Origin of the sequence: Pseudomonas sp. PS02303 (genome assembly GCF_029959925.1) — a bacterium.
Classification (GTDB): domain Bacteria; phylum Pseudomonadota; class Gammaproteobacteria; order Pseudomonadales; family Pseudomonadaceae; genus Aquipseudomonas; species Aquipseudomonas mandelii.
The window spans coordinates 1-22081 of sequence record NZ_JASCOM010000044.1; the positions used below are offsets into that span (position 1 = coordinate 1).

The window sequence follows — 22081 nt, forward strand, 5'->3', positions numbered from 1 at the left end:
GCTCCCGCTCGGGTGCTAAGCAGCCGCAGGAGGTTATCAGATCATCTCGATCCTGACCTGTCGACGCCAACAGGGCCGCTTCGCAGCCCAGCGGGAGCAAGCTCCCTCGCCACAGGTAGCCGCTCGCCACAATAACGGTGAAGTCAGTTCCAGCCAGCCCGATCCATCATGCGAATCGCTTCAGCCTGACGCTTGCCGGCAATTTCCACCGGTAGCGTATCCGCCACAAACTTGCCCCAGCTCGCCACTTCCGCAGACGGTTGAACCGCAGGGTTAGCCGGGAATTCCTGGTTCACGTCAGCGAAGATCTTCTGCGCTTCAGGGGTGGTCATCCATTCAACCAGGGCTTTGGCGGCTTCTGGATGCGGTGCATGCTTGGTCAGGCCGATGCCCGACAGGTTCACGTGTACGCCGCGATCGCCCTGGTTCGGCCAGAACAGCTTCACGGCCAGGTCAGGCTTCTGTTTGTGCAGGCGGCCATAGTAGTAAGTGTTGACGATGCCGACGTCGCATTGGCCAGCGTTGATCGCTTCCAGCACCGCGATGTCATCGGAGAACACATCGGTGGACAGGTTGTTGACCCAACCTTTGAGGATCTTCTCGGTTTTTTCGGCGCCGTGCACTTCGATCATGGTAGCGGTCAAGGACTGGTTGTAGACCTTCTTCGCCGTGCGCAGGCACAGGCGACCTTCCCAGTTTTTATCGGCCAGCGCTTCGTAAGTGGTCAGCTCGCCCGGTTTCACCCGCGCGGTGGAGTAGGCGATGGTCCGGGCCCGCAGGCTCAAGCCAGTCCAGGCGTGAGCCGAGGAGCGGTATTGCAGCGGGATGTTGGCGTCGATCACCTTGGAGGTGAACGGTTGCAGGATGCCCATCTGCTCCGCCTGCCAGAGGTTGCCGGCATCGACGGTCAGCAGCAGGTCGGCGGTGGCGTTCTCGCCCTCGGCCTTGATCCGCTGCATCAACGGCGCTTCCTTGTCGGTGATGAACTTCACCTGCACACCGGTTTTCGCGGTGTAGGCATCGAAGACCGGCTTGATCAGCTCGTCGATACGCGAGGAGTAAACCACCACCTCGTCGGCGGCCTGGGCAGTGGTGCTACCGATCAGGGTCAGGGCGAGTGCAGTCAGTAGACGCTTCGGTGCCAACATGGGAGCGATCTCTCGATTGGAAAATTGAGGGCAAATGATAAGGACTCACATTTAGCTTCTCAATCGAACAGTTCGCGGAGGCGTTACCAAATGTTGCATGGTCGACATGGGGTGTGAATGTACCAACGCCATCGCGAGCAGGCTCGCTCCCACAGGGGAATGCATTTCAACTGTGGGAGCGAGGCCGTCTGCCGCAATGAAGATGTCAGGCCTTGGCCAGCGCCGGCAAATCCCCGATCAACCCCAGCGCTTCGCGCACGAACAACGCCTTGGCTTCCGGCATCTGGTCAACCATCTTCAACCCGGCATTACGCAACCAGCGAACTGGCAACGGATCCGCCTGGAACAAGCGTTCAAAGCCTTCCATCGCCGCCATCAACGCCAGGTTGTGCGGCATGCGCCGACGCTCGTAACGACTCAGCACCTTCACATCCGCCAATCGCTCGCCGCGCCCTGCCGCTTGCAGCAGCACTTCGGCCAGCACAGCGGCGTCGAGAAAACCGAGGTTGACGCCCTGCCCGGCCAGCGGGTGAATGGTATGCGCCGCATCACCGATCAACGCCAAACCTTCAGCCACATATCGCTTGGCATGCCGCTGACGCAGCGGCACGCACAAACGCGGGTCGGCGCTGAGCACCGTGCCGAGCCGGCCTTCAAAGGCGCGTTCCAATTCGAGACAGAAAGCGCCGTCGTCCAGCGCCATCAGGCGTTCGGCTTCGCTCGGCGTGGTCGACCAGACGATCGAACACCAATCCTGCTGACCGTCCCGCTCTAACGGCAGAAACGCCAATGGACCGTTGTCGGTGAAGCGCTGCCACGCGGTCATTTGATGAGGTTTGGAGCTGCGCACGCTGGTGACGATCGCATGGTGCAGATAGTCCCACTCGCGCGTGGCCACGCCGGTCAGGCGCCGCACCGCCGAATTGGCGCCATCCGCCGCTATCACCAGGGGCGCGCGCAAGGTGCGACCATCGGCCAGGGTCAGCAGCCAGTCATCGCCGGAGCGGCGCATCTGCTCCAGACGCGCATTGGCCAGCATCCCGAGGTCGCAGTCGTGCAGACGATCCAGCAAGGCATCCTGAACCACGCGGTTCTCGACGATATGGCCCAGCACGTCGGCATGCACACTGGCGGCCGAGAAACGAATCTGCCCGGTGCCGCTGCCATCCCAGACCTGCATGTCGGTGTAAGGGCTGCTTCGGCGATTGGCGATGCCGTCCCACACGCCCAGGCGCTCGAGAATGCGCTGGCTGGCCGCCGACAAGGCACTCACCCTCGGTTCAAACGGCGCCTTGGCATCAAAGGGTTTGACGCTCATCGGGCTGCCGTCCAGCAACAGGACTTCCAGCCCGCTGTCTTGCAACGCCAGCGCCAGGGCGCTGCCAACCATTCCGGCCCCGACAATCAGCAGATCTGCGCGCATTTCCATGCTTTAAGCCTGTCTCGCTTGCGGTTTGAGCCGCACGTAAAGGGTTTTCTGCACCCGCGCCACCAGGGCGCCAGCACCGTCATGAATATCGACCTGCAACTGCGGCAGGTACTTTTCGCCGTTCGCTGTCTGTCGACGGATCTCGTCGAGCAAGGTCTCGTCGATGCTGAAGCGGGCGAACACCGGCCCTTTGCCCGGCGCGATGAAATCGATGTCGGCAGCCTTGTCCCAGACAATGAACTGACGACCGAGGTTTTCCATCAGCATCAGCATGTAGAACGGGTCGACCATCGAATACAGGCTGCCGCCAAACTGGGTACCGACGTAATTGCGGTTGTACCAACTCAGTCCCATGGACACTTGAATGTCCCGGAAGTCATCGCTGATGTGCTGCACCCGCACCCCGGCACCGAGGTACGGCGGGTAGAAGGTCATGAACCACCGCATCAACCGCGCTTTACCGAACGTATCAGTCAGCCACTTAAGCATCGGGACGCGTACCCAGGCCCATGGCTTGCCGGGCGAACCAGCGCTTGGCCGGCGGCAGCAGATCGAGACCGAGCAGGCCGATGTTGCGGCCCAGCGAAACCAGTGGCTGGGTGCTGCCGAACAAACGGGTCACCTGATCGGAGAACCCCACAGTCAGGTTCTGATCCATGCGCTGACGCTCGCGATAAGCCTGCAAGGTCGCGAAGTCGCCGGGCGACGTGTCGCTCGCCAGCAGCGCATCGGCCAGGGCTTGAGCATCACGCAACGACAGGTTGAAGCCCTGGCCGGCAATCGGGTGCAGGCTGTGGGCGGCGTTGCCGAGGATGGCCAGATGCGGACGCACTTGCTCTTCGGCTTCGATCAGCGTCAATGGGTACAGATGCCGCGCGCCCACCTGCTTCAGGGTGCCAAGGCGATAACCGAACACGCCCTGCAACTCGCTGAGGAAACTGCGCTCATCCAGCGCCGCCAGTCGTTGCGCGTCCATCCCCAAGCGGGTCCAGACCAGGGCGCAGCGGTTGTCCGGCAGCGGCAACAACGCCATCGGGCCGTCATCGGTGAAGCGCTCGAAGGCCACGCCGTTATGCGCTTCGCTCGGGGTGATGTTGGCAATCAGTGCGCTCTGGTTGTACGGACGCTTTTTGATGCCGATGCCCAATTGCTCGCGCAGGCCCGAGCGGCCGCCATCAGCGAGCACCGCAAGGTCGCATTCCAGGGTGGTTTCATCGTTGAGGGTCAGGCGATAGCCATCGGTCAGCGGTTCCATGCGCGTGACTTCCGCCGGGCAACGCCAAGTGACCACATCCTTGTCCAGGCCCTGCCAGAGGCATTGGCCGAGCCAGGCGTTTTCCACCACATAACCCAGCGCCGGCACGCCCTCTTCCATCGCCGACAAACGTGCGGTGGAAAAACGTCCACGGTCGGAGACATGAATCTGCTTGATCGGCTCGGCGCGGCGGGAGATTTCCTGCCACACGCCCAACCGTTGATAAATCTGTTTGGCCCCGTAGGACAGCGCCGAAGAACGGGCGTCATAGCTCGGCTGATACGTATCGCCGGGGGCAAACGGTTCGATCAGCACGATCTTCCAGCCACGGGCCTTGGCCCCGGCCTGCAACGCCAATGCGAGGCTGGCGCCCACCAGGCCGCCACCGATAATTGCCAGATTGACTCGACTCATGCCGCTTTTGTCCGCGCAGCAGCCATCAAGGCCTCGATCTCGGCGACCGTTTTCGGCACGCCTTGGGTCAGGATTTCACAACCGTTTTTGGTGACCACCACGTCGTCCTCGATGCGCACGCCAATGCCGCGCCATTTCTTCGCTACGTTCTGGTTGTCCGGGGCAATGTAAATGCCCGGTTCCACAGTGAGCGCCATGCCGACTTCCAGCACCCGCCATTCGCCGCCGACCTTGTATTCGCCGACGTCATGCACATCCATGCCCAACCAATGGCCGGCACGATGCATGTAAAACGCTTTATAGGCTTCGCTGGCGATCAACTCGTCGACGTCGCCCTGCAACAGGCCCAACTTCACCAGACCGGAGGTAATCACCCGGACCGTGGCTTCGTGCGCCTGATTCCAGTGTTTGTTCGGGGCGATTTCGGCGAATGCGGCTTCTTGCGACGCCAGCACCAACTCGTAAATCGCTTTCTGCTCCGCTGAATACTTGCCGTTGACTGGCCAGGTGCGGGTGATGTCGCTGGCGTAGCAGTCGATCTCGCAACCGGCATCGATCAACACCAGGTCGCCATCCTTGAGCACGGCGTCATTCTGCTGGTAATGCAGGATGCAGCTGTTACGCCCGGCGGCGACGATCGAACCGTAGGCCGGCATCTTCGCCCCGCCCTTGCGGAACTCGTAATCGAGTTCGGCTTCGAGGCTGAACTCGTGCAGCCCGGCCCGGCTGGCCTGCATCGCCCGGATATGCGCCTGGGCGGAAATCCGTGCGGCTTCGCGCATCACCTTCACTTCTGCCGCCGATTTATACAGGCGCATGTCGTGCAGCAGATGATCCAGGGCAACGTATTCGTTCGGCGGCTGGGCGCCGAGGTGCGCTTTAGAGCGGATCACGTTGATCCACTCCATCAGGTGCCGGTCGAATTCCGGGTTGCTGCCCATGGCCGAATACACCCGGTCGCGCCCTTCGATCAGGCCCGGCAGGATGTCGTCGATGTCGGTGATGGGAAACGCATCGTCGGCGCCGAAGTCGCGGATCGCGCCTTCCTGGCCGGCGCGCAGGCCGTCCCACAGTTCTCGCTCGGCGTTGCGTTCACGGCAGAACAGAATGTACTCGCCATGTTCGCGACCGGGCATCAGTACGATGACGGCCTGAGGCTCGGGGAAGCCGCTGAGGTACTGGAAGTCGCTGTCCTGCCGGTAGACGTGCTCGACGTCGCGGTTGCGTATGGCTACTGCGGCGGCGGGCAGGATGGCGATGCTGTTGGGTTCCATCTGCGCCATCAGGGCCTTGCGGCGACGGCTGTATTCCGATTTCGGGATATGAATCATGGGCAGATGGCGTTCCCTGGCAACAATTAATGCAGCGACGGCTTGGCCGCAGCCGGCTCTTCCGCTTTTTTGGTTTCGGAGAACAGCAGCAGCGGCGCAACGCGCAGGTATTCCATCACTTCCATGTAGTCGCTTTCGCCGTCTTCGGACTCTTCCAGGGCGTCTTGCACCTGGGAAATGGCCGCCAGATCCTGCAACACTTCGGTGGCTTCGGTGCTCAGCATGCTGCTGTCACGGCAGTTCAGGCCGAAACCGCTGAGAAAGCCCTGGCACCATTGGCCCAGTGCCGCGGCACGGTCAGCCAGTGGCGCGTCATCGGTCGGCAGCAGCAGAACGACAGTGACGTCGTCGCCGGTGAGCTCGCCCTTGACCATCTCCTGCAAGCCGATCAAGGCATTGCGGACATTATCCTGGGGCTCAGTTTCGAGCAGTTCGGCGGCATCGACCAGCCAGCCTTCGGCATCGAAACCGGCACCGGCGCAGCTGCGGCCGAGCAGCAGGCCGTGCAGTTCGGCAGGCGAGACGTTATGACCGCTGGAAGTCAGCAGGGTGGCGAAGGCTTGGTACGGGGAATTCTGAATGGGCATGGGCAGCTAGGCGCCAGACGGCGCTATGTCTAGAATGAAGGCCTTGTATCCTACATCGACAGACTCGCCAAGACTATTAAAGGCTGTCCGCCCGTTACCCCCATCAGACTATTCAGTGGACACAATGGAAGACACCGACCTGCAAGCGCTGATGGCCAGACTCGAACTGCTAATTAATCGGGTCGAGCAACTTAAGAGTCAAAACGGACTCCTATTAGCTCAGGAAAAAACCTGGCGCGAGGAACGCGCTCACCTCATTGAAAAGAACGAAATCGCCCGGCGTAAGGTCGAATCAATGATTTCGCGCCTCAAGGCCCTGGAGCAAGACTCATGAGTTCAAGCAATAGCGTTACCGTGCAGATCCTCGATAAAGAATATTCGATCATCTGCCCCCAGGAAGAGCGCAGCAACCTGGTGAGCGCCGCCCGTTACCTGGACGGGAAGATGCGTGAAATCCGCAGCAGCGGCAAAGTCATCGGCGCCGACCGCATTGCCGTGATGGCCGCGCTGAACATCACGCACGATCTTCTGCACAAGGAAGAACGCCCGGATGTGCAGGCCAGTGGCTCGACTCGCGAGCAGGTTCGCGACCTGCTGGATCGCGTCGATCTGGTGCTCGCCACCGATCCGGACGTCACCAAGGGCTGAAACACGAAACCGCTTGGGGTATACTCGCATCACTCCCTGGGGTGCTTGCCAGTTGACCACGTCCCTGAGCCGATTCGCACTACCCTGGAGGCTGCACGTTGGGCTGGTGTGCATGTCCGCTAGACGGAAAGCCTTAAAGCCTACTGCATCTTCCACCTTGAACTTTCGGGTTCAAGGGCTAAGTCAGCAGCGGTTCATCCGGGGAGCCTGATTCCAGTCCGATGCCGGTTTAAATACCGGCATCGGCTTTTTTACGGGTACGCTTTACGTATCCGTCCTGTCGAAGCCTGAATCCATGACCGAACCTGCGCTGCTGCCCCGCCCGCAACTTCGACGCATGCTGCGCAAGGCCCGCCGCGCACTGACCCCCAGTCAGCAACGCCAGGCTGCTCGCGGGCTGTACAAGCAATTGGCTCAGCAGCCGTTGTTTCGCCGGGCCAAACACATCTCCCTCTACCTGCCCACCGACGGTGAAATCGACCCGCGCCTGTTGCTGCGCGCGGCGCAACGTCGGGGCAAGGCGACTTATCTACCGGTACTCAGTGCCTGGCCGCGGACCAAAATGGTGTTCCAGCGGATTCGTCCCGGTGAAAAACTCAAACCCAACCGCTTTCGTATTCTCGAACCCCGGCACAACCTCGCCCGCCAGCGCAAAGTCTGGGCGCTGGACCTGGTGCTGTTGCCATTGGTGGGATTTGACGACGTCGGCGGCCGCCTGGGAATGGGCGGCGGTTTCTACGATCGAAGCCTCGCCTACCTGGCGCGGCGAAAAAACTGGCGCAAGCCGACGCTGCTGGGCCTGGCCCATGAATGTCAGAAGGTAGAACGATTGGCTCAGGCGAGCTGGGATGTGCCGTTGCAAGGAACGGTTACCGACAAGGCGTGGTATTTCGCAGGCTAGACGCCACTGGAATCAGCGGCGCCCGAAAAACAGGCTCAGCGCTTGAAGGCCGATGGCTGTTGTTGCTGTGCGATTTCGATTGGCGCGTCAGTCTTGTTGTTCCACAGGCTTTGGGCATAGCCGGTGGTCACGACGCCGAGGCCGAACAAAATAACCAAAATCCATAGTAAATCCGGTTTGCGTTTCATCGATTGCCCCCCAAAGGCACATCAACACGATGACAGCAGCGGTTTCCGTTGTAGGTGTAGGCCGTGCAGCAGCGTCAAGCTTAGAAGGCCGGCATTTTGCGGCAACGTGAACTGACACGCAAACGCTGGCGTCAACCGACTGTCGGTTTGTCATAAAATTGCCCGACAACTTGCCCAATCACATCGCAAGGAGCAAAAACCATGGCCTATTGGCTGATGAAATCCGAGCCCGATGAACTCTCGATCAAAGACCTGGCGAAGCTTGGCAAAGCGCGCTGGGATGGGGTTCGCAACTATCAGGCGCGAAACTTTTTGCGGACGATGGCGGTGGGCGACGAGTTTTTCTTCTATCACTCCAGCTGCCCGGAGCCCGGGATTGCCGGGATCGGAAAGATTATTCAAGCGGCGTATCCGGACCCAACGGCGCTGGAGCCGGAAAGTCATTACTACGATCCAAAGGCCACGCCAGAGAAAAACGCCTGGAGCGCGATTGATGTTGCGCATGTCGAGACGTTTCCCAAGGTGTTGAAGCTGGATTACTTGAAGCAGCAGACGGCGTTGGCCGAGATGCCATTGGTGCAGAAAGGCTCAAGGTTGTCGGTGATGCCGGTTACCGCCGAGCAATGGACAGTGGTGCTCGGCCTGCGCTAAACAAGCTGAACCGCCCGACGCTCTGGCCTGGATCGGTCAGACGTGACACCCCGTTGACGGATATCAAGTCGCCCCGCCGCTTGCCTGTCAGACTACGACGCTACAGACGCAGGATGCCGACATGTCGATTCACCGCCGCTCTTCACTTTTTTTCGCCTTTTTACTGGGGGCAGTGTTACTGGCCGCTGGGGGTTTTGGTTATTGGAAGTCGACCCTTAGCCGACTGCCCGAAGGGTTGTATGTCGGTAATGGCCGACTTGAAGCCACTGAAGTACAGATCGCCAGCAAAACAGCCGGCCGGCTGGCCGAAGTCCTGGTCGATGAAGGCGACAAGGTGACCAAGGGTCAGCTGCTGGCACGCATGGACACCCGGACTCTCGAAGCTCAGCGCAACCAGGCCGAAGCCGAAGTGATACGCGCCCGGGAAAACCTCAATGCCGCCCAGGCCAATGTGCAACTGCGCCAGAGCGAGCAACGGCTTGCCCACCAAGAGCTCAGCCGTTCTCAGGAATTGTTCAAACGCGGCTTCTCCAGTGGCCAGACCATCGATCAGCAACAATCTCGCTTCGAAACGAGCAACGCGGCCGTCACCGCGGCCCGTGCGCAGGTGTCCGCCGTCGGCGCCGCCATTGGCGCGGCGCAGGCACAAGTCGCTCAGCTGACCAGCGAGATTGACGACAGCAGCCTGCGGGCGCCCATTGACGGGGTGATTCAGCTGCGCATGGCCGAACCCGGTGAAGTCCTCGGTGCCGGTGGGCGAGTGTTGTTGCTGATTGATCCGAACGATCAGTACATGAACCTCTATCTCGCCACATCCGTAGTGGGACGCCTGGCGGTCGGTGATGAAGCGCGGATCCTGCTGGACGCCCTGCCCGGCCAGCCGTTGCCGGCGAAAATCAGCTTCGTGGCAGCCAAATCGCAATTCACCCCCAAAGAAGTCGAGACCCGCGACGAACGTCAGAAACTGGTGTTTCGGGTCAAGCTGCGCCTGACCCAACCCAGCAGCGTGCCCCAGGCCAAACCGGGGATGCCCGGTAACGGCTACGTGCGCACCGCGCCCATTGGCTGGCCGGCCAATCTTCAATGACTGGCCTGGCGCTGCAAGCCACCGGCCTTCAGCACCGATACGGCCAACAGCAGGTGCTGACCGACATCACGTTCAGCCTGCCCGCCGGCACCCGGTGCGGCTTGATCGGTCCGGACGGCGCCGGGAAATCCAGCCTGCTGGGATTGATTGCCGGCGTGAAGACGCTGCAAGACGGCCAACTGAACGTGCTCAGCGGCTCGATCCAGGACCGGCGCCACCGTATCAGCCTCTATTCGCGAATTGCGTTCATGCCTCAAGGCCTGGGCGGCAACCTGTATCCCGAGCTGTCGATCAGCGAAAACATTCACTTCTTCGCCACTTTGTTCGGCCTGTCCGGAGCCGAATGCGATCAGCGCATGCAAAGTCTGTTGCTGGCCACCGACCTGCAGCGGTTTGCCGAGCGCCCGGCGGGCAAGTTATCGGGCGGCATGAAACAGAAGCTCGGCCTCTGTTGTGCGCTGATTCATGAACCCGACCTGTTGATCCTCGATGAACCGACCACCGGCGTCGATCCGCTGTCCCGGCGGCGCTTCTGGGAATTGATTGATGACGTCCGGCGTCAACGTCCGCAATTGACGCTGTTGGTTGCCACCGCGTACATGGAAGAGGCCGAGCAATTCGAACACTGCCTGATGCTCGATGGCGGCAAACTGATTGCCGCCGGCTTGACCCGCGACCTCGGGGCAGCGACCCCCAGCGGCAAGCTCGATGAGGCCTTTACTCACTTTCAGGGCGACAGCGGCCGTGACAACCAGCCGCTGGTGATCCCTGCCCGAACCAACGCCACGGCCGACATCGCCATCGAAGCCCATGACCTGACCCTGCGCTTCGGCGATTTCACGGCGGTGGACAAGGTCAGCTTCGCCATCGGCCGCGGCGAGATCTTCGGGTTTCTGGGCTCCAATGGCTGCGGCAAAACCACCACCATGAAAGTCCTCACCGGGCTGATCCCGGCCAGCGAAGGCCGCGCCACGCTGCTGGGCAATCCAGTGAATGCCAAGGATCTGGCTACCCGCAAGCGCGTCGGCTTCATGTCCCAGAGCTTCTCGCTCTATGGCGAACTCAGCGTGCGGCAGAATCTGGACTTGCACGCCCGACTGTTCGATTTGCCCAAGGCCGAGAGCGCACAACGCATCGATGAGCTGATCCAGCGCTTCAACCTGGGCAGCGTCGCTCATCAGCCGTCCGGAGCACTGCCACTGGGCCTGCGCCAACGCTTATCCCTGGCGGTGGCGGTGCTGCATCGCCCCGAAGTGCTGATCCTCGACGAACCGACGTCCGGCGTCGACCCGGCCGCACGGGATGATTTCTGGCGGCTGCTGATCGAATTGTCCCGCGAACAGGGCGTGACGATTTTCCTCTCCACGCATTTCATGAACGAAGCCCAGCGCTGTGACCGCATCTCGCTGATGCACGCCGGCAAGGTCCTGGCCTGCGACACCCCGGCGGCTCTGCAACTGCAGTTCAAGGGCCAGACTCTGGAGGCGGCGTTCGTCACCTGCCTGGAGCAGGCCCAGGGGCCGATCGCAACGGCGGCGCCACCAACGCCCATCGACACGACGCTCGCCCCCGTCGCCCCGATGCAAGACAGCCGCTTCAGTTTTGGACGGTTGCGGGCGCTGGCGAGTCGTGAAAGCAAGGAGTTGCTGCGCGATAAAGTGCGCATGGCCTTTGCCCTGCTCGGGGCGATGTTCATGATGGTGATCTTCGGCTACGGCATTTCCCTGGATGTGGAAAAACTCGCCTTCGCGGTTTACGACCAGGACCAGACGCCACAAAGCCGGGCGTATCTGGAGGCTTTCCGCAGCTCCCGTTACTTCGACGAACAACCGCCCATCAGCGATCCGGCGCAATTGCATCGACGATTACAGCGCTCGGAAATCAAACTGGCGCTGGAAATCCCGCCGGGATTCGGCCGGGACTTGTTCGCCGGTCGCCAACCCGCTGTCGCGGCCTGGCTCGATGGCGGCATGCCGTTTCGCGCCGAAACCAGCCGCAATTACGTGGAAGCGGTACACCTGGCCAACCTGGTGCAATTGGCCGAGCAGTCCAGCCCCGCACTGAACCGGCAAGCGGCAGCCCAACTGGAAACCCGCTTCCGCTACAACCAGGATGTCGTCAGCGTCAACGCCATCGGTCCCGGGGTGATGGCGCTGATCCTGGCGTTCATCCCGGCCATGCTGACGGCGCTGGGCATCGTGCGGGAGAAAGAACTGGGTTCGATCACCAACTTCTACGCCACACCGCTGACGCGACTGGAGTTCCTGCTAGGTAAGCAAGCGCCATATCTGGCCATCAGCTTGATCAACCTCGCCGTCCTGACGGCCATGAATCGCTGGCTGTTCGGCGTGCCTTTCAAGGGCAGCGGCCTGACCCTGGCCTTCGGCGGGCTGCTCTACGTGCTGGCGACCACCAGCATGGGCCTGTTGATTTCGGCGTTCACCCGAACCCAGATTGCCGCCATTCTCGGCACCATGATCATTACCAGTCTGCCGACCATTCAGTTTTCCGGCTTGATCGTGCCGCGCTCGTCACTCGATGGCGCGGCTGCTGTCATGGGGATGCTGTTCCCGGCGGGTTACTTCCTTGATATTGCCGTTGGCACGTTTACCAAGGCCCTGGATATCCGGCAGTTGTGGCCGCAATGCCTGGCACTGTTCGGGTTCTTCCTGGGGTTTACCGGCCTTAGCCTGGCCATGCTGAAAAAGCAGGAGGCCTGATGCACAAGCTTGCGCACATCCTGCGACTTGGCCTCAAGGAACTCACCAGCCTGCGACACGACAGCGTGTTGCTGCTGTTCCTGTTCTATGCCTTCACCGTCGCGATCTACATGCCGGCCGCGGGCTCGGTGATTGGCGTGCACAACGCCAGCGTGGCCATGGTCGATGAAGATCACAGCCACCTGTCACGACAATTGGCGCAAGCCCTGCAGCCGCCGGAATTCCAGGCGCCGGTGTCGTTGCCCTATGAACAACTGGACGATGTGCTGGACAGCGGTCGATTCACCTTCGTCATCAATATTCCGGCCAATTTCCAGGCAGATCTGTTGGCTGGCCGCCAGCCAGCCGTGCAGGTCAACGTCGACGCCACGGCCATGAGCCAGGCTTTCATGGGGGCGGGCTACATCGGACGGATTTTCCAGCGCGAACTGCAGACCTACAGTGAACAAGGCGATGCAGCGAGCAAAGCCCCCGTGCTGCTGACCACCCGAGCGCTGTTCAATACCAATCTGGAGGGCGGCTGGTTCCTGGCGGTGATTCAAATCGTCAACAACATCACCATCCTCGCCATCATCCTGACCGGCACAGCGTTGCTGCGTGAGCGCGAACACGGCACCCTCGACCATTTGCTGGTGCTGCCCCTCACGGCGCTTGAAATCATGTTGGCGAAAATCTGGAGCAACATGCTGGTGGTGGTGCTGTGCACCTGGATCTCGCTGGAGGTGATCGTCAAAGGTGCACTCGGCGTGCCGCTGGCCGGTTCCATGACCCTGTTCCTGATGGTGACGGCCGTTTATCTGTTCGCCAGCACAGCGCTGGGGATATTCCTTGCGACCCTCGCCCGCTCGACACCGCAATTCGGCCTGCTGGCGATTCCGGTGATCATCCCGATGTTGCTGCTCTCCGGCGGCAGTACGCCGCTCGACAGCATGCCGCAATGGCTGCAATGGGTCATGCAGGGCTCGCCATCGACCCACTTCGTCAGCCTCAGCGCCGCGATACTGTTTCGCGACGCGGGGATCAATGTGGTGTGGCCGGACTTGCTGGCATTGAGCGTCATTGGCCTGCTGTTTTTTAGCGTGGCGCTGATGCGGTTTCGCAAGAGCCTGGCGTCCTGAATCGCGGGCAAGCCGGCGCCCACAGGGTTCTGCTCAGGTCCTGTGGGAGCGGGATTGCTCGCGAAGAGGCCGGCCCGGGCAGCGAGAGACTTACTGAATGATGAGGTTGTTGAACAACAAATCCTCAACCATCGGCTTGCCGGTCTCATCGTTCATCACTTGCTGAGTCTGCTTCAGGGCTTCCTGACGCAGCTTCTCCTTGGCTTCAACGTTGCTCATCGCTTCGGTCGTCTGCTGGGCAAACAACGCCACCAGCTGATTACGGATCAACGGCTCGTTGGCCTTCACTGCCTTGGTCGCCTCCTCACCGGTCACGCGCAATGCCACATCGGCCTTGTAGACCTTGAGCTTCGGCGTACCGTCCAGCCCATAGTTGCCCACGAACGGCGGGCTCAGGGTGATGTAATTGACCTTCGGAGCTTCACCTTCTTTGGCTTCTTCGGCCATCGCTGCCACAGGCAGAGACAGGGCCAGCAACAACATGATCCACGCTTTCACAATTCGCTCCTTATCCGGTTTGCGGCCTAGCATAACGACCCGCCGCTCAAGCACAAGCTTATGGCTGACTATCAGGGTCGGGCATGCTCGTTGACCCATCGACTCACACACCTACACTTATCGGCCATCACTCCCAAAGGAATAGCCCTGATGAAAGCCGTGCTGTGCAAAGCCTTCGGCCCTGCCGAATCGCTGGTGCTGGAAGACGTCGCCAGCCCTGTCGCGAAGAAGAATGAAATCCTGCTGGACGTGCATGCCGCCGGGGTGAATTTCCCGGACACGCTGATCATCGAGGGCAAATACCAATTCAAGCCGCCCTTCCCGTTTTCCCCGGGTGGCGAAGCGGCCGGTGTGGTCAGTGCAGTGGGCGAAAAAATCAGCCACCTCAAGGTCGGTGACCGGGTCATGGCCCTGACCGGCTGGGGCAGTTTCGCCGAGCAGGTCGCCGTGCCGGGCTACAACGTGCTGCCGATCCCGCCCTCGATGGACTTCAACACCGCCGCCGCGTTCAGCATGACCTACGGCACCTCGATGCACGCACTCAAGCAACGGGCCAACCTGCAACCGGGTGAAACCCTGCTGGTGCTCGGCGCTTCCGGCGGTGTTGGCCTGGCCGCCGTGGAAATCGGCAAAGCCATGGGCGCCCGCGTGATTGCCGCCGCCAGCAGCGCCGAAAAACTTGCGGTGGCCAAGGCAGCCGGCGCCGATGAACTGATCAACTACAGCGAAACCAGCCTCAAGGACGAAATCAAACGCCTGACCGACGGCCAGGGTGCCGACGTGATTTACGACCCGGTCGGCGGCGATCTGTTCGACCAGGCCATCCGCGCCATCGCCTGGAACGGCCGCTTGCTGGTGGTCGGCTTCGCCAGCGGACGCATTCCGGAACTACCGGTGAACCTGGCGCTGCTCAAGGGCGCGGCCGTAGTCGGCGTGTTCTGGGGTTCGTTTGCCCAACGCCAGCCGCAGGACAACGCGGCGAACTTCCAGCAGTTATTTGGCTGGTTTGCCGAGGGCAAACTGAGGCCGTTGGTTTCGCAGGTGTATCCGCTGAGCAATGCGGCGCAGGCGATCAATGATCTTGGCCAGCGCAAAGCGGTCGGGAAAGTGGTGGTACAGGTTCGCTGAACCTTAAAAAGCGGGCCGGATTGTCCGGGCCGCTTTTTCAGGACGCTTGAAATGCCTCATCAACCGCCGCCCAGGACCATTCCCATAACGCCCTTCACTTATACCTGTGCGACATGTTCATAAAGGAACACGCAACTGCCCACATTTCCGCTGTTTGGTCGATGCGAACCGGTGCTATTTTCGGTAACGAAACTGTAACATTCGCATCCGCAGTCAAAACAAGAAATCTGGAGCTCTTGAATGTTTGCTTTCTTTCGTCCTGCCGCACATCAGGCTCCATTGCCTGAAGAAAAAATAGACGACACCTATAAACGCCTCCGCTGGCAGATCTTCGCCGGGATTTTCATCGGGTATGCGGGTTACTACCTGCTGCGCAAGAACTTCACCCTGGCGTTCCCCGATCTGATCGCCCAAGGCTATACGAAGGGTCAACTGGGTGTGGCCATGTCGGCGATTGCCATCGCCTACGGTCTGTCCAAGTTTTTGATGGGCATCGTGTCCGACCGCTCCAACCCGCGTTACTTCCTGCCCTTCGGCCTGGTGGTCTCCGCCGGGGTGATGTTCGTTTTCGGTTTCGCACCGTGGGCGACATCCAGCGTGACCATGATGTTCATCCTGTTGTTCATCAACGGCTGGGCGCAAGGCATGGGCTGGCCGCCAAGTGGCCGCACCATGGTGCACTGGTGGTCGCAGAAAGAACGTGGCCAAGTGGTGTCGATCTGGAACACCGCGCATAACGTCGGCGGTGGCTTGATCGGCCCGCTGGCGATTCTCGGCATGGGCTGGTTCAACGACTGGCACAGCAAGTTCTACGTCCCGGCCGCCGTGGCGCTGCTCGTCGCCGTGTTTGCGTTCATTGTGATGCGCGACACGCCGCAATCGACAGGCCTGCCGCCGATCGAGAAGTACAAGAACGATTACCCGGAAGGCTACGACGCCAGCCACGAAGAAGAATTCAGCGCCAAGGACATCTTCGTCAAATACGTGCTGCGCAACAAAATGCTCTGGTTCATTGCCCTGGCTAACGTCTTCGTCTACCTGCTGCGCTACGGCATCCTGGACTGGGCACCGACTTACCTCAAAGAGGTCAAGCACTTCGACTTCGACAAGAGTTCGTGGGCGTATTTCCTCTATGAGTGGGCAGGCATTCCGGGCACGTTGCTGTGCGGCTGGATGTCGGACAAGGTTTTCCGTGGCAACCGTGGCCTGACCGGCATGGTGTTCATGGCGTTGGTGACCGTTGCGACGATCGTGTACTGGCTGAATCCGCCGGGTAACCCGATGGTCGACATGATCTCGCTGTTCGCGATCGGCTTCCTGATCTACGGCCCGGTGATGCTGGTGGGCTTGCAAGCGCTGGAACTGGTACCGAAAAAGGCCGCCGGTACTGCCGCGGGCTTTACCGGTCTGTTCGGTTACTTGGGCGGGTCAGTCGCGGCCAGTGCGCTGATGGGCTACACCGTGGACTACTTCGGCTGGGATGGCGGCTTCATCCTGTTGGTCGCCGCCTGCTTGCTGGCAATGGCGTTCCTGGCGCCCACGCTGGGGCACAAGCAAATCGCCAGTCAGACCCGAGAAGAAGCGATCGCCTGATCGGCTTTTGATTGGCAGCGCTTGAGCCGCGCCTCCAGATTCCGGTCTGGCATGGCGTGGCTACGCAGGGCGTTAGCGGTCTGCTCGACATAATCGCGAGTGGTGCCGTAACGCCCGCAAGCGTTTTCGAACACATGGCTCAGCACATGATCCGGCAAGTTGCCGGCATAGCTGGGCAAGTGTCGCTCCAACACAAACCCCAACGCCTGAACCTGGCTTCCGTCTTCGAGACGGCAGTTGAGCCAGTGTGGGCGATAGGACGGGAACGGCATTTCGCGCTGCCAAAGCGCATAAAGCGAGGCTTCCAGTTGTTCTTCGGGCAAACGGTAAGCGAAGCCGCTGCAAGAACCGCCGCGATCCAGGCCAAAGACCAGACCAGGGACTTCCGGCGTGCCGCGATGTTCGTGGGACCACAGGTATAACCCGCGATGGTAGCCATGCACTCGGCCGCGCACTCGCTCCACCGCCGCACATTCAGGGCGCCAGATCAGCGAACCATAAGCGAATAACCAGACGGGCCCGCCCTTGTGTCGAGCCATGGTCGACTGCATCGAGCTGAGTAATTGTTCGTGCGTAAGCTGCGGTCCCAGATCGAGCCGCGGAGGGTAAGCCAGATTCAAAAATGAAGATTCAATGGCGCTCATGGCGAATAGCGTTCAGCTCCCCGCGGATAAAGAATTACTAAATAGAACGCACCGCTGTAACAATAAGGCACATATGTTTTAAGGCAATTTAAGTGCCATGGCACAGTTCTTAAATAATTGCCTTGCTTGGATATAACCTACCGGCATTTATATAAATTTATAAATACCGATCGGCTATATAGGGAGTTATAACGATTAGAATCGCGGATCAAGATCGTGGCGCGTAGGCAAAGACGTCGGCGCGCATCTGATGCGCATCCATCCCCGCTTCAACCAACGCATCCAGTGTGCCGTAGACCATGGCCGGTGAGCCGCTGGCATATACGTGCAGCGCTTTCAGATCAGGGAAGTCCTCACACACTGCCTCATGCAACATGCCGCAACGCCCCTGCCAGCCGCATTGATCGCTGACGACTTTATGCAGGAACAGATTGGGCAGTTTCAGCCACTCATCCCAATGTTCGATTTCATAAAAGTCTTCAGGCCGACGCACACCCCAATACAGATGCACCGGATGTTTAAAACCCGCGGCCCGGCAATGTTCGATCAGGCTGTGGATCTGGCCCATGCCGGTGCCAGCGGCAATCAGCACCAGCGGACCGTCCGGCAGTTCCGCCAGATGGGTATCGCCGAACGGCATCTCGATCCGCACCATCGGGTTGCGTTGCAGTTGTTCGATCAGGCTCAGCGCACTGCTTTCGCGCGCCAACACATGAATTTCCAGGTCGCGGCCGGAATGCGGTGCCGAGGCCAGGGAGAAGGCGGATTTCTCGCCGTTTTCACGTTCGATCATCAAATACTGACCCGCGTGATAACGCGGTGGCTTGCCGGCTGGCGCCCGCAGATGCACGCGAAAGGTATCGCCGCCGACGTCCCTGCATTCAATGACCTGACACGAAAAGCTGCGCACCGGCAGTTCTCCCAGCGCGAGCACGCCATCCCACAGCACGATGCAGTCTTCCAGCGGCTCTGCTATGCAAGTGTAGAACTCGCCATGGTCACGCACACCGCCGTCCTGTTCGACCCGGCCTTCCACCAGCAACGCCGCGCACACGTGGCAATTGCCGTTACGACAGCTTTGCGGGCATTCATAGCCCAGGCGCCGCGCGCCATCGAGAATACGCTCGCCGGGCAGAATCTCTAGCACTGCTCCGGAAGGCTGCAAGGTTACACGCATCAATCTATTCCTAACTGATTCCAGATGGCATCGATCCGTTGGGTCACGGCGTCGTCCTTGACGATCACCCGGCCCCACTCGCGAGTGGTTTCGCCCGGCCATTTATGCGTGGCATCGAGCCCCATCTTCGAACCCAGCCCGGAGACCGGCGAGGCGAAGTCGAGGTAGTCGATCGGCGTGTTGTCGATCATCACCGTGTCGCGCTTGGGGTCCATGCGCGTGGTGATGGCCCAGATCACGTCGTTCCAGTCTCGCGCATTGATATCGTCGTCTGTGACGATAACGAACTTGGTGTACATGAACTGTCGCAAAAACGACCAGACACCGAGCATTACCCGCTTGGCGTGGCCCGGATACGACTTCTTCATGGTCACGATGGCCATGCGGTACGAGCAACCTTCCGGCGGCAAGTAGAAGTCGGTGATTTCCGGGAACTGCTTCTGCAGGATCGGCACGAACACTTCGTTCAGCGCCACGCCGAGAATCGCCGGCTCATCCGGCGGACGGCCGGTGTAGGTGCTGTGGTAGATCGGTTTGATCCGATGGGTAATGCGCTCGACGGTGAACACCGGAAAGCTGTCGACTTCGTTGTAGTAGCCAGTGTGATCGCCGTAAGGGCCCTCGTCGGCCATCTCGCCCGGATGGATCACGCCTTCAAGGATGATCTCGGCGGTGGCCGGCACTTGCAGGTCGTTGCCGCGGCACTTCACCAGTTCGGTGCGGTTGCCGCGCAGCAGACCGGCGAAGGCGTATTCGGAGAGGCTGTCCGGTACCGGCGTCACGGCGCCAAGGATGGTCGCCGGGTCAGCGCCCAGGGCCACGGAGACCGGGAACGGCTGGCCGGGATGCTTTTCGCACCACTCACGGTAATCCAGCGCGCCGCCCCGGTGGCTCAGCCAGCGCATGATGACCTTGTTGCGGCCAATCACTTGCTGACGGTAGATGCCGAGGTTCTGGCGGTCTTTGTTCGGACCTTTGGTGACGGTCAGGCCCCAGGTGATCAGCGGGCCGACGTCGCCGGGCCAGCAGGTCTGCACCGGCAGCATCGCCAGATCGACGTCGTCGCCTTCGATGACCACTTCCTGGCACACCGCGTCTTTCACGACTTTCGGCGCCATCGCAATGATCTTGCGGAAGATCGGCAGCTTGGACCAGGCGTCTTTCAAGCCCTTCGGCGGCTCGGGCTCTTTGAGGAAGGCCAGCAGCTTGCCGATCTCGCGCAGCTCGCTGACCGCCTCGGCGCCCATGCCCATCGCCACCCGCTCGGGGGTGCCGAACAGGTTGCCGAGCACCGGAATGTCGTAGCCGGTCGGGTTTTCGAACAACAGCGCCGGGCCCTTTGCCCGAAGCGTGCGATCACAGACTTCGGTCATCTCCAGCACTGGAGAGACGGGGATCTGGATGCGTTTCAACTCTCCGCGCTGCTCAAGCTGCTGCACGAAATCCCGAAGATCCTTGAATTTCATTGACGATGGCACCCCTAAAATAGGCGTACATCCTACCTGCTCTGCCGCCCGCTGGCAGCTTATCGCTGCTTACTTGGCCGCATTTGCGTTGCCATTGCCCAGTGTCGTGCGGGCTTGCAAGCGCTTGAACAGCGGCTCAAGCACCGGCGCGATAAAGCGCGCACCGACTTCCGACAGGTGATTGTCGTCGGTATACAGCGAATGACCGTCGAGTTCAGCGCGGCACAGGCCCGCGTGATCGCACAGCAATGGCGCCGGATCAACCACGGTCACGCCGGGGTTCGCCGCCGCTATCTGCGCGAACAGTTGGCTGATGAACGCCTGGCGCTTGAAGTGCTCAGCCACTGCTAAACCGACGTCATCGGTCGGACGATGCAGCATGGCCAGGCGGCTGAGGCGGTAAGGCGGGCTGAAGGGTTGCAACGGCGCTTCCTTGATCAGCCAGACGCGATGCCCGCCATTGCGCAATTGCCGGATGGTCGCCTGCAACCCTTCCGCCAGTTGCTGCTCGGCATTGGCCCTTTCGTAACGACCATGGGCATCTTTCAGTGCATGCCCGAGATCGCCTTTCGCATCACCATAGAGATACAGGCTCCAGCGCGCGACAAGCACCACATCGCCCACCGACTGCGGCTTCAACTCCTGCTCGACCCGACGATTGAAACGGGCGCACCGTTGATCGTGCTCAAGCCCTTCCACCGGGAGGCAGCCCGTGGAGCTGGCGAGAATCACGCTGACGCCATGCTTCTGCGCCCCCTCATCGAATACCGGAATCAGCGCGGTGGCGTGACTGTCGCCCCAGACCAGCAACCGTGACGACAACGCCGGCGCCCCGTAGTGACAGAAGAGCTTGTCGTCAGGGGTTTTGTCGTCGGCCAGGCAGCGCATCAGTTCCGGACGCCATTCCTTCGCCTTGGCGTACTGCAACGCTTGATCGGACAGGCGCGAAGGCAAGCCATGGGTCCAGCGCAACGTTTGCCCAGCCAGCCCCAGCACCAGTACACCGACGCCCGCCGCCAGCAGCATCTGCCGACGACCTGCCAGCAGCCGTCGCTCACGGAACGGCGTCTCGACAAATTTCCACGACAAGTAGCCCAGCACCAGGGTGAGCAGAATCAAGCCGGCAATATCAAACGGGCCGGGCTCCTCGACACTGGCGTAACTGACGAAGACAAACACCGGCCAATGCCACAGGTACCAGGAATAGGAAATCAGCCCGAGACCGACCAGTACGCGACTGGCCAGCAGCCCACCCACCAGGGTCTGCCGGTGTCCGTTGGCCCAGATCAGTGCAACCACGCCCAAGGTCGGCAACAACGCCGCGACACCGGGAAATGGCGTGCTTTTGTCGTAACCCACTATCGCCAGCAGAATCAACCCGAACCCGGCCAGGCTGACCACTTGAGCCCCGGCGGTGGTCAGGCGCCATTGGCTTCTGGGCGCCACGGCCAGCATGGCGCCGGCCAACAACTCCCAGGCGCGCATCGGCAACAGGAAAAACGCTTTCTCAGGGTGATGCGCAACGGCCCAGACACTGAGCCCGAAAGACACCAGCAATACGGCGAACAGCGCCAGACGCCAGGCTTTCAGGCGACTCGACAACAGCGTCAGCAACAACGGGAAAACGATATAGAACTGCTCTTCAACCGCCAGCGACCAGGTATGCAGCAAGGGCTTGAGGTCGGAAGCAACGTCAAAGTAGCCGTCCTGACGCATGAACAGGATGTTGGAGACAAACATCACCTGGTAACGCACCGAGCGCCCCAGTTCTTCATAGTCCTTGGGCGCTAGTAGAAACCAGCCCACCGCCAGCACGGCAATGATCATGGCAAACAGCGCGGGGAGGATTCGCCGGGCACGGCGGGCCCAGAAGTCGACAAAGCTGAAACGCCCAGCCTGACGCTGGTTCCAGATGATCGAGGTGATCAGGTAGCCGGAAATCACAAAGAAGATGTCGACGCCGACGAACCCGCCGGTAAACCCTGGAACGCCAAAATGGAACAGCACCACGGCAATCACGGCGATTGCGCGTAAACCGTCGATATCCCTTCGATAAGCAAGCGTGCTCATAAACAGTAAGGCCAGTCAGTTGATTGTT

Annotated in this window: 21 protein-coding genes and 1 other RNA gene; 10 read left to right on the plus strand and 12 right to left on the minus strand. The window is 60.6% G+C overall.

Annotated elements, in window-relative coordinates; translation table 11 throughout:
• Positions 1 to 143: 143 nt before the first annotated feature.
• From QMX98_RS13050 to QMX98_RS13075, 6 genes are all read right to left on the minus strand, one after another.
• Positions 144 to 1148, minus strand: a complete 1005-nt coding sequence (locus QMX98_RS13050) for an extracellular solute-binding protein (protein ID WP_083375503.1) — start codon at positions 1146 to 1148, stop codon at positions 144 to 146.
• A 205-nt stretch (positions 1149 to 1353) separates the two neighbouring features.
• On the minus strand, positions 1354 to 2571 hold the full coding sequence (locus QMX98_RS13055; protein ID WP_282410880.1) for a 2-octaprenyl-3-methyl-6-methoxy-1,4-benzoquinol hydroxylase: 1218 nt from the start codon (positions 2569 to 2571) through the stop codon (positions 1354 to 1356).
• 9 nt (positions 2572 to 2580) lie between these two features.
• Positions 2581 to 3066, minus strand: coding sequence for a DUF4442 domain-containing protein (locus QMX98_RS13060; RefSeq protein WP_010464988.1), 486 nt, complete (start codon positions 3064 to 3066; stop codon positions 2581 to 2583).
• A complete protein-coding gene (gene ubiH / locus QMX98_RS13065; RefSeq protein ID WP_083375501.1) occupies positions 3059 to 4246 on the minus strand; it encodes a 2-octaprenyl-6-methoxyphenyl hydroxylase in 1188 nt (395 codons plus the stop codon). The genes QMX98_RS13060 and ubiH overlap by 8 nt, the downstream gene beginning before the upstream one ends.
• A complete protein-coding gene (gene pepP, locus QMX98_RS13070) occupies positions 4243 to 5577 on the minus strand; it encodes a Xaa-Pro aminopeptidase (protein ID WP_154502140.1) in 1335 nt (444 codons plus the stop codon). Before pepP ends, ubiH begins: the two co-directional genes overlap by 4 nt.
• A gap of 26 nt (positions 5578 to 5603) precedes the next feature.
• On the minus strand, positions 5604 to 6164 hold the full coding sequence (locus QMX98_RS13075; protein ID WP_010464994.1) for a YecA family protein: 561 nt from the start codon (positions 6162 to 6164) through the stop codon (positions 5604 to 5606).
• Positions 6165 to 6288: 124 nt separating this feature from the next.
• Between QMX98_RS13075 and QMX98_RS13080 the strand changes: the two genes are divergently transcribed.
• The 4 genes from QMX98_RS13080 to QMX98_RS13095 all read left to right on the plus strand — a co-directional run bounded on the left by QMX98_RS13080 (position 6289) and on the right by QMX98_RS13095 (position 7713).
• Entirely contained in the window at positions 6289 to 6498 is a 210-nt protein-coding gene (locus QMX98_RS13080; RefSeq protein WP_003213954.1) for a TIGR02449 family protein, read from the plus strand.
• On the plus strand, positions 6495 to 6812 hold the full coding sequence (locus tag QMX98_RS13085; RefSeq protein WP_007942435.1) for a cell division protein ZapA: 318 nt from the start codon (positions 6495 to 6497) through the stop codon (positions 6810 to 6812). Before QMX98_RS13080 ends, QMX98_RS13085 begins: the two co-directional genes overlap by 4 nt.
• A 30-nt stretch (positions 6813 to 6842) precedes the next feature.
• A non-coding RNA gene (gene ssrS / locus QMX98_RS13090) (6S RNA) lies at positions 6843 to 7021 on the plus strand.
• Between the two features lie 86 nt (positions 7022 to 7107).
• Positions 7108 to 7713 carry a 5-formyltetrahydrofolate cyclo-ligase gene (locus QMX98_RS13095; protein WP_010465002.1) on the plus strand — a complete coding sequence of 202 codons (606 nt, stop codon included), beginning with the start codon at positions 7108 to 7110 and terminating at the stop codon, positions 7711 to 7713.
• Between the two features lie 35 nt (positions 7714 to 7748).
• On the opposite strand, the gene QMX98_RS13100 is transcribed toward QMX98_RS13095, so the two are convergent.
• Positions 7749 to 7901: a hypothetical protein gene (locus QMX98_RS13100; RefSeq protein ID WP_007942433.1), complete on the minus strand. Its 153-nt coding sequence runs from the start codon at positions 7899 to 7901 to the stop codon at positions 7749 to 7751.
• Positions 7902 to 8102: 201 nt separating this feature from the next.
• On the opposite strand from QMX98_RS13100, the gene QMX98_RS13105 reads away from it, so the two are divergent.
• From QMX98_RS13105 to QMX98_RS13120, 4 genes are all read left to right on the plus strand, one after another.
• Positions 8103 to 8552, plus strand: a complete 450-nt coding sequence (locus tag QMX98_RS13105; protein WP_282410874.1) for an EVE domain-containing protein — start codon at positions 8103 to 8105, stop codon at positions 8550 to 8552.
• A 121-nt stretch (positions 8553 to 8673) separates the two neighbouring features.
• Entirely contained in the window at positions 8674 to 9639 is a 966-nt protein-coding gene (locus tag QMX98_RS13110; RefSeq protein ID WP_077747167.1) for an efflux RND transporter periplasmic adaptor subunit, read from the plus strand.
• Positions 9636 to 12359 carry a ribosome-associated ATPase/putative transporter RbbA gene (gene rbbA / locus QMX98_RS13115; protein ID WP_282410875.1) on the plus strand — a complete coding sequence of 908 codons (2724 nt, stop codon included), beginning with the start codon at positions 9636 to 9638 and terminating at the stop codon, positions 12357 to 12359. The genes QMX98_RS13110 and rbbA overlap by 4 nt, the downstream gene beginning before the upstream one ends.
• A complete protein-coding gene (locus tag QMX98_RS13120; RefSeq protein WP_282410876.1) occupies positions 12359 to 13477 on the plus strand; it encodes an ABC transporter permease in 1119 nt (372 codons plus the stop codon). Before rbbA ends, QMX98_RS13120 begins: the two co-directional genes overlap by 1 nt.
• Positions 13478 to 13567: 90 nt before the next feature.
• On the opposite strand, the gene QMX98_RS13125 is transcribed toward QMX98_RS13120, so the two are convergent.
• On the minus strand, positions 13568 to 13975 hold the full coding sequence (locus QMX98_RS13125; RefSeq protein WP_010465012.1) for a flagellar basal body-associated protein FliL: 408 nt from the start codon (positions 13973 to 13975) through the stop codon (positions 13568 to 13570).
• A 150-nt stretch (positions 13976 to 14125) separates the two neighbouring features.
• Between QMX98_RS13125 and QMX98_RS13130 the strand changes: the two genes are divergently transcribed.
• Positions 14126 to 15103 carry an NADPH:quinone oxidoreductase family protein gene (locus tag QMX98_RS13130; RefSeq protein ID WP_282410877.1) on the plus strand — a complete coding sequence of 326 codons (978 nt, stop codon included), beginning with the start codon at positions 14126 to 14128 and terminating at the stop codon, positions 15101 to 15103.
• A 240-nt stretch (positions 15104 to 15343) separates the two neighbouring features.
• Positions 15344 to 16696, plus strand: coding sequence for a glycerol-3-phosphate transporter (gene glpT, locus QMX98_RS13135; protein WP_010465017.1), 1353 nt, complete (start codon positions 15344 to 15346; stop codon positions 16694 to 16696).
• On the opposite strand, the gene QMX98_RS13140 is transcribed toward glpT, so the two are convergent.
• The 4 genes from QMX98_RS13140 to QMX98_RS13155 form a co-directional block, all read right to left on the minus strand.
• A complete protein-coding gene (locus QMX98_RS13140) occupies positions 16669 to 17340 on the minus strand; it encodes a gamma-glutamylcyclotransferase (protein ID WP_010465019.1) in 672 nt (223 codons plus the stop codon). The two genes, glpT and QMX98_RS13140, sit on opposite strands and share 28 nt — an antisense overlap.
• Before the next feature lie 208 nt (positions 17341 to 17548).
• Entirely contained in the window at positions 17549 to 18517 is a 969-nt protein-coding gene (locus tag QMX98_RS13145; RefSeq protein WP_010465021.1) for a CDP-6-deoxy-delta-3,4-glucoseen reductase, read from the minus strand.
• On the minus strand, positions 18517 to 19983 hold the full coding sequence (gene ubiD, locus QMX98_RS13150) for a 4-hydroxy-3-polyprenylbenzoate decarboxylase (RefSeq protein WP_007942423.1): 1467 nt from the start codon (positions 19981 to 19983) through the stop codon (positions 18517 to 18519). The genes QMX98_RS13145 and ubiD overlap by 1 nt, the downstream gene beginning before the upstream one ends.
• A 69-nt stretch (positions 19984 to 20052) precedes the next feature.
• Entirely contained in the window at positions 20053 to 22053 is a 2001-nt protein-coding gene (locus QMX98_RS13155; RefSeq protein WP_282410878.1) for an acyltransferase family protein, read from the minus strand.
• Positions 22054 to 22081 lie beyond the last annotated feature (28 nt).

Excerpts from the sequence above, each read along its gene's own strand:
- QMX98_RS13050 (WP_083375503.1), bottom strand. The coding sequence starts at position 1,148 with ATGTTGGCACCGAAGCGTCTACTGACTGCACTCGCCCTGACCCTGATC.
- QMX98_RS13055 (WP_282410880.1), bottom strand. The coding sequence starts at position 2,571 with ATGCGCGCAGATCTGCTGATTGTCGGGGCCGGAATGGTTGGCAGCGCC.
- QMX98_RS13060 (WP_010464988.1), bottom strand. The coding sequence starts at position 3,066 with ATGCTTAAGTGGCTGACTGATACGTTCGGTAAAGCGCGGTTGATGCGG.
- ubiH (WP_083375501.1), bottom strand. The coding sequence starts at position 4,246 with ATGAGTCGAGTCAATCTGGCAATTATCGGTGGCGGCCTGGTGGGCGCC.
- pepP (WP_154502140.1), bottom strand. The coding sequence starts at position 5,577 with ATGATTCATATCCCGAAATCGGAATACAGCCGTCGCCGCAAGGCCCTG.
- QMX98_RS13075 (WP_010464994.1), bottom strand. The coding sequence starts at position 6,164 with ATGCCCATTCAGAATTCCCCGTACCAAGCCTTCGCCACCCTGCTGACT.
- QMX98_RS13080 (WP_003213954.1), top strand. The coding sequence starts at position 6,289 with ATGGAAGACACCGACCTGCAAGCGCTGATGGCCAGACTCGAACTGCTA.
- QMX98_RS13085 (WP_007942435.1), top strand. The coding sequence starts at position 6,495 with ATGAGTTCAAGCAATAGCGTTACCGTGCAGATCCTCGATAAAGAATAT.
- QMX98_RS13095 (WP_010465002.1), top strand. The coding sequence starts at position 7,108 with ATGACCGAACCTGCGCTGCTGCCCCGCCCGCAACTTCGACGCATGCTG.
- QMX98_RS13100 (WP_007942433.1), bottom strand. The coding sequence starts at position 7,901 with ATGAAACGCAAACCGGATTTACTATGGATTTTGGTTATTTTGTTCGGC.
- QMX98_RS13105 (WP_282410874.1), top strand. The coding sequence starts at position 8,103 with ATGGCCTATTGGCTGATGAAATCCGAGCCCGATGAACTCTCGATCAAA.
- QMX98_RS13110 (WP_077747167.1), top strand. The coding sequence starts at position 8,674 with ATGTCGATTCACCGCCGCTCTTCACTTTTTTTCGCCTTTTTACTGGGG.
- rbbA (WP_282410875.1), top strand. The coding sequence starts at position 9,636 with ATGACTGGCCTGGCGCTGCAAGCCACCGGCCTTCAGCACCGATACGGC.
- QMX98_RS13120 (WP_282410876.1), top strand. The coding sequence starts at position 12,359 with ATGCACAAGCTTGCGCACATCCTGCGACTTGGCCTCAAGGAACTCACC.
- QMX98_RS13130 (WP_282410877.1), top strand. The coding sequence starts at position 14,126 with ATGAAAGCCGTGCTGTGCAAAGCCTTCGGCCCTGCCGAATCGCTGGTG.
- glpT (WP_010465017.1), top strand. The coding sequence starts at position 15,344 with ATGTTTGCTTTCTTTCGTCCTGCCGCACATCAGGCTCCATTGCCTGAA.
- QMX98_RS13140 (WP_010465019.1), bottom strand. The coding sequence starts at position 17,340 with ATGAGCGCCATTGAATCTTCATTTTTGAATCTGGCTTACCCTCCGCGG.
- QMX98_RS13145 (WP_010465021.1), bottom strand. The coding sequence starts at position 18,517 with ATGCGTGTAACCTTGCAGCCTTCCGGAGCAGTGCTAGAGATTCTGCCC.
- ubiD (WP_007942423.1), bottom strand. The coding sequence starts at position 19,983 with ATGAAATTCAAGGATCTTCGGGATTTCGTGCAGCAGCTTGAGCAGCGC.
- QMX98_RS13155 (WP_282410878.1), bottom strand. The coding sequence starts at position 22,053 with ATGAGCACGCTTGCTTATCGAAGGGATATCGACGGTTTACGCGCAATC.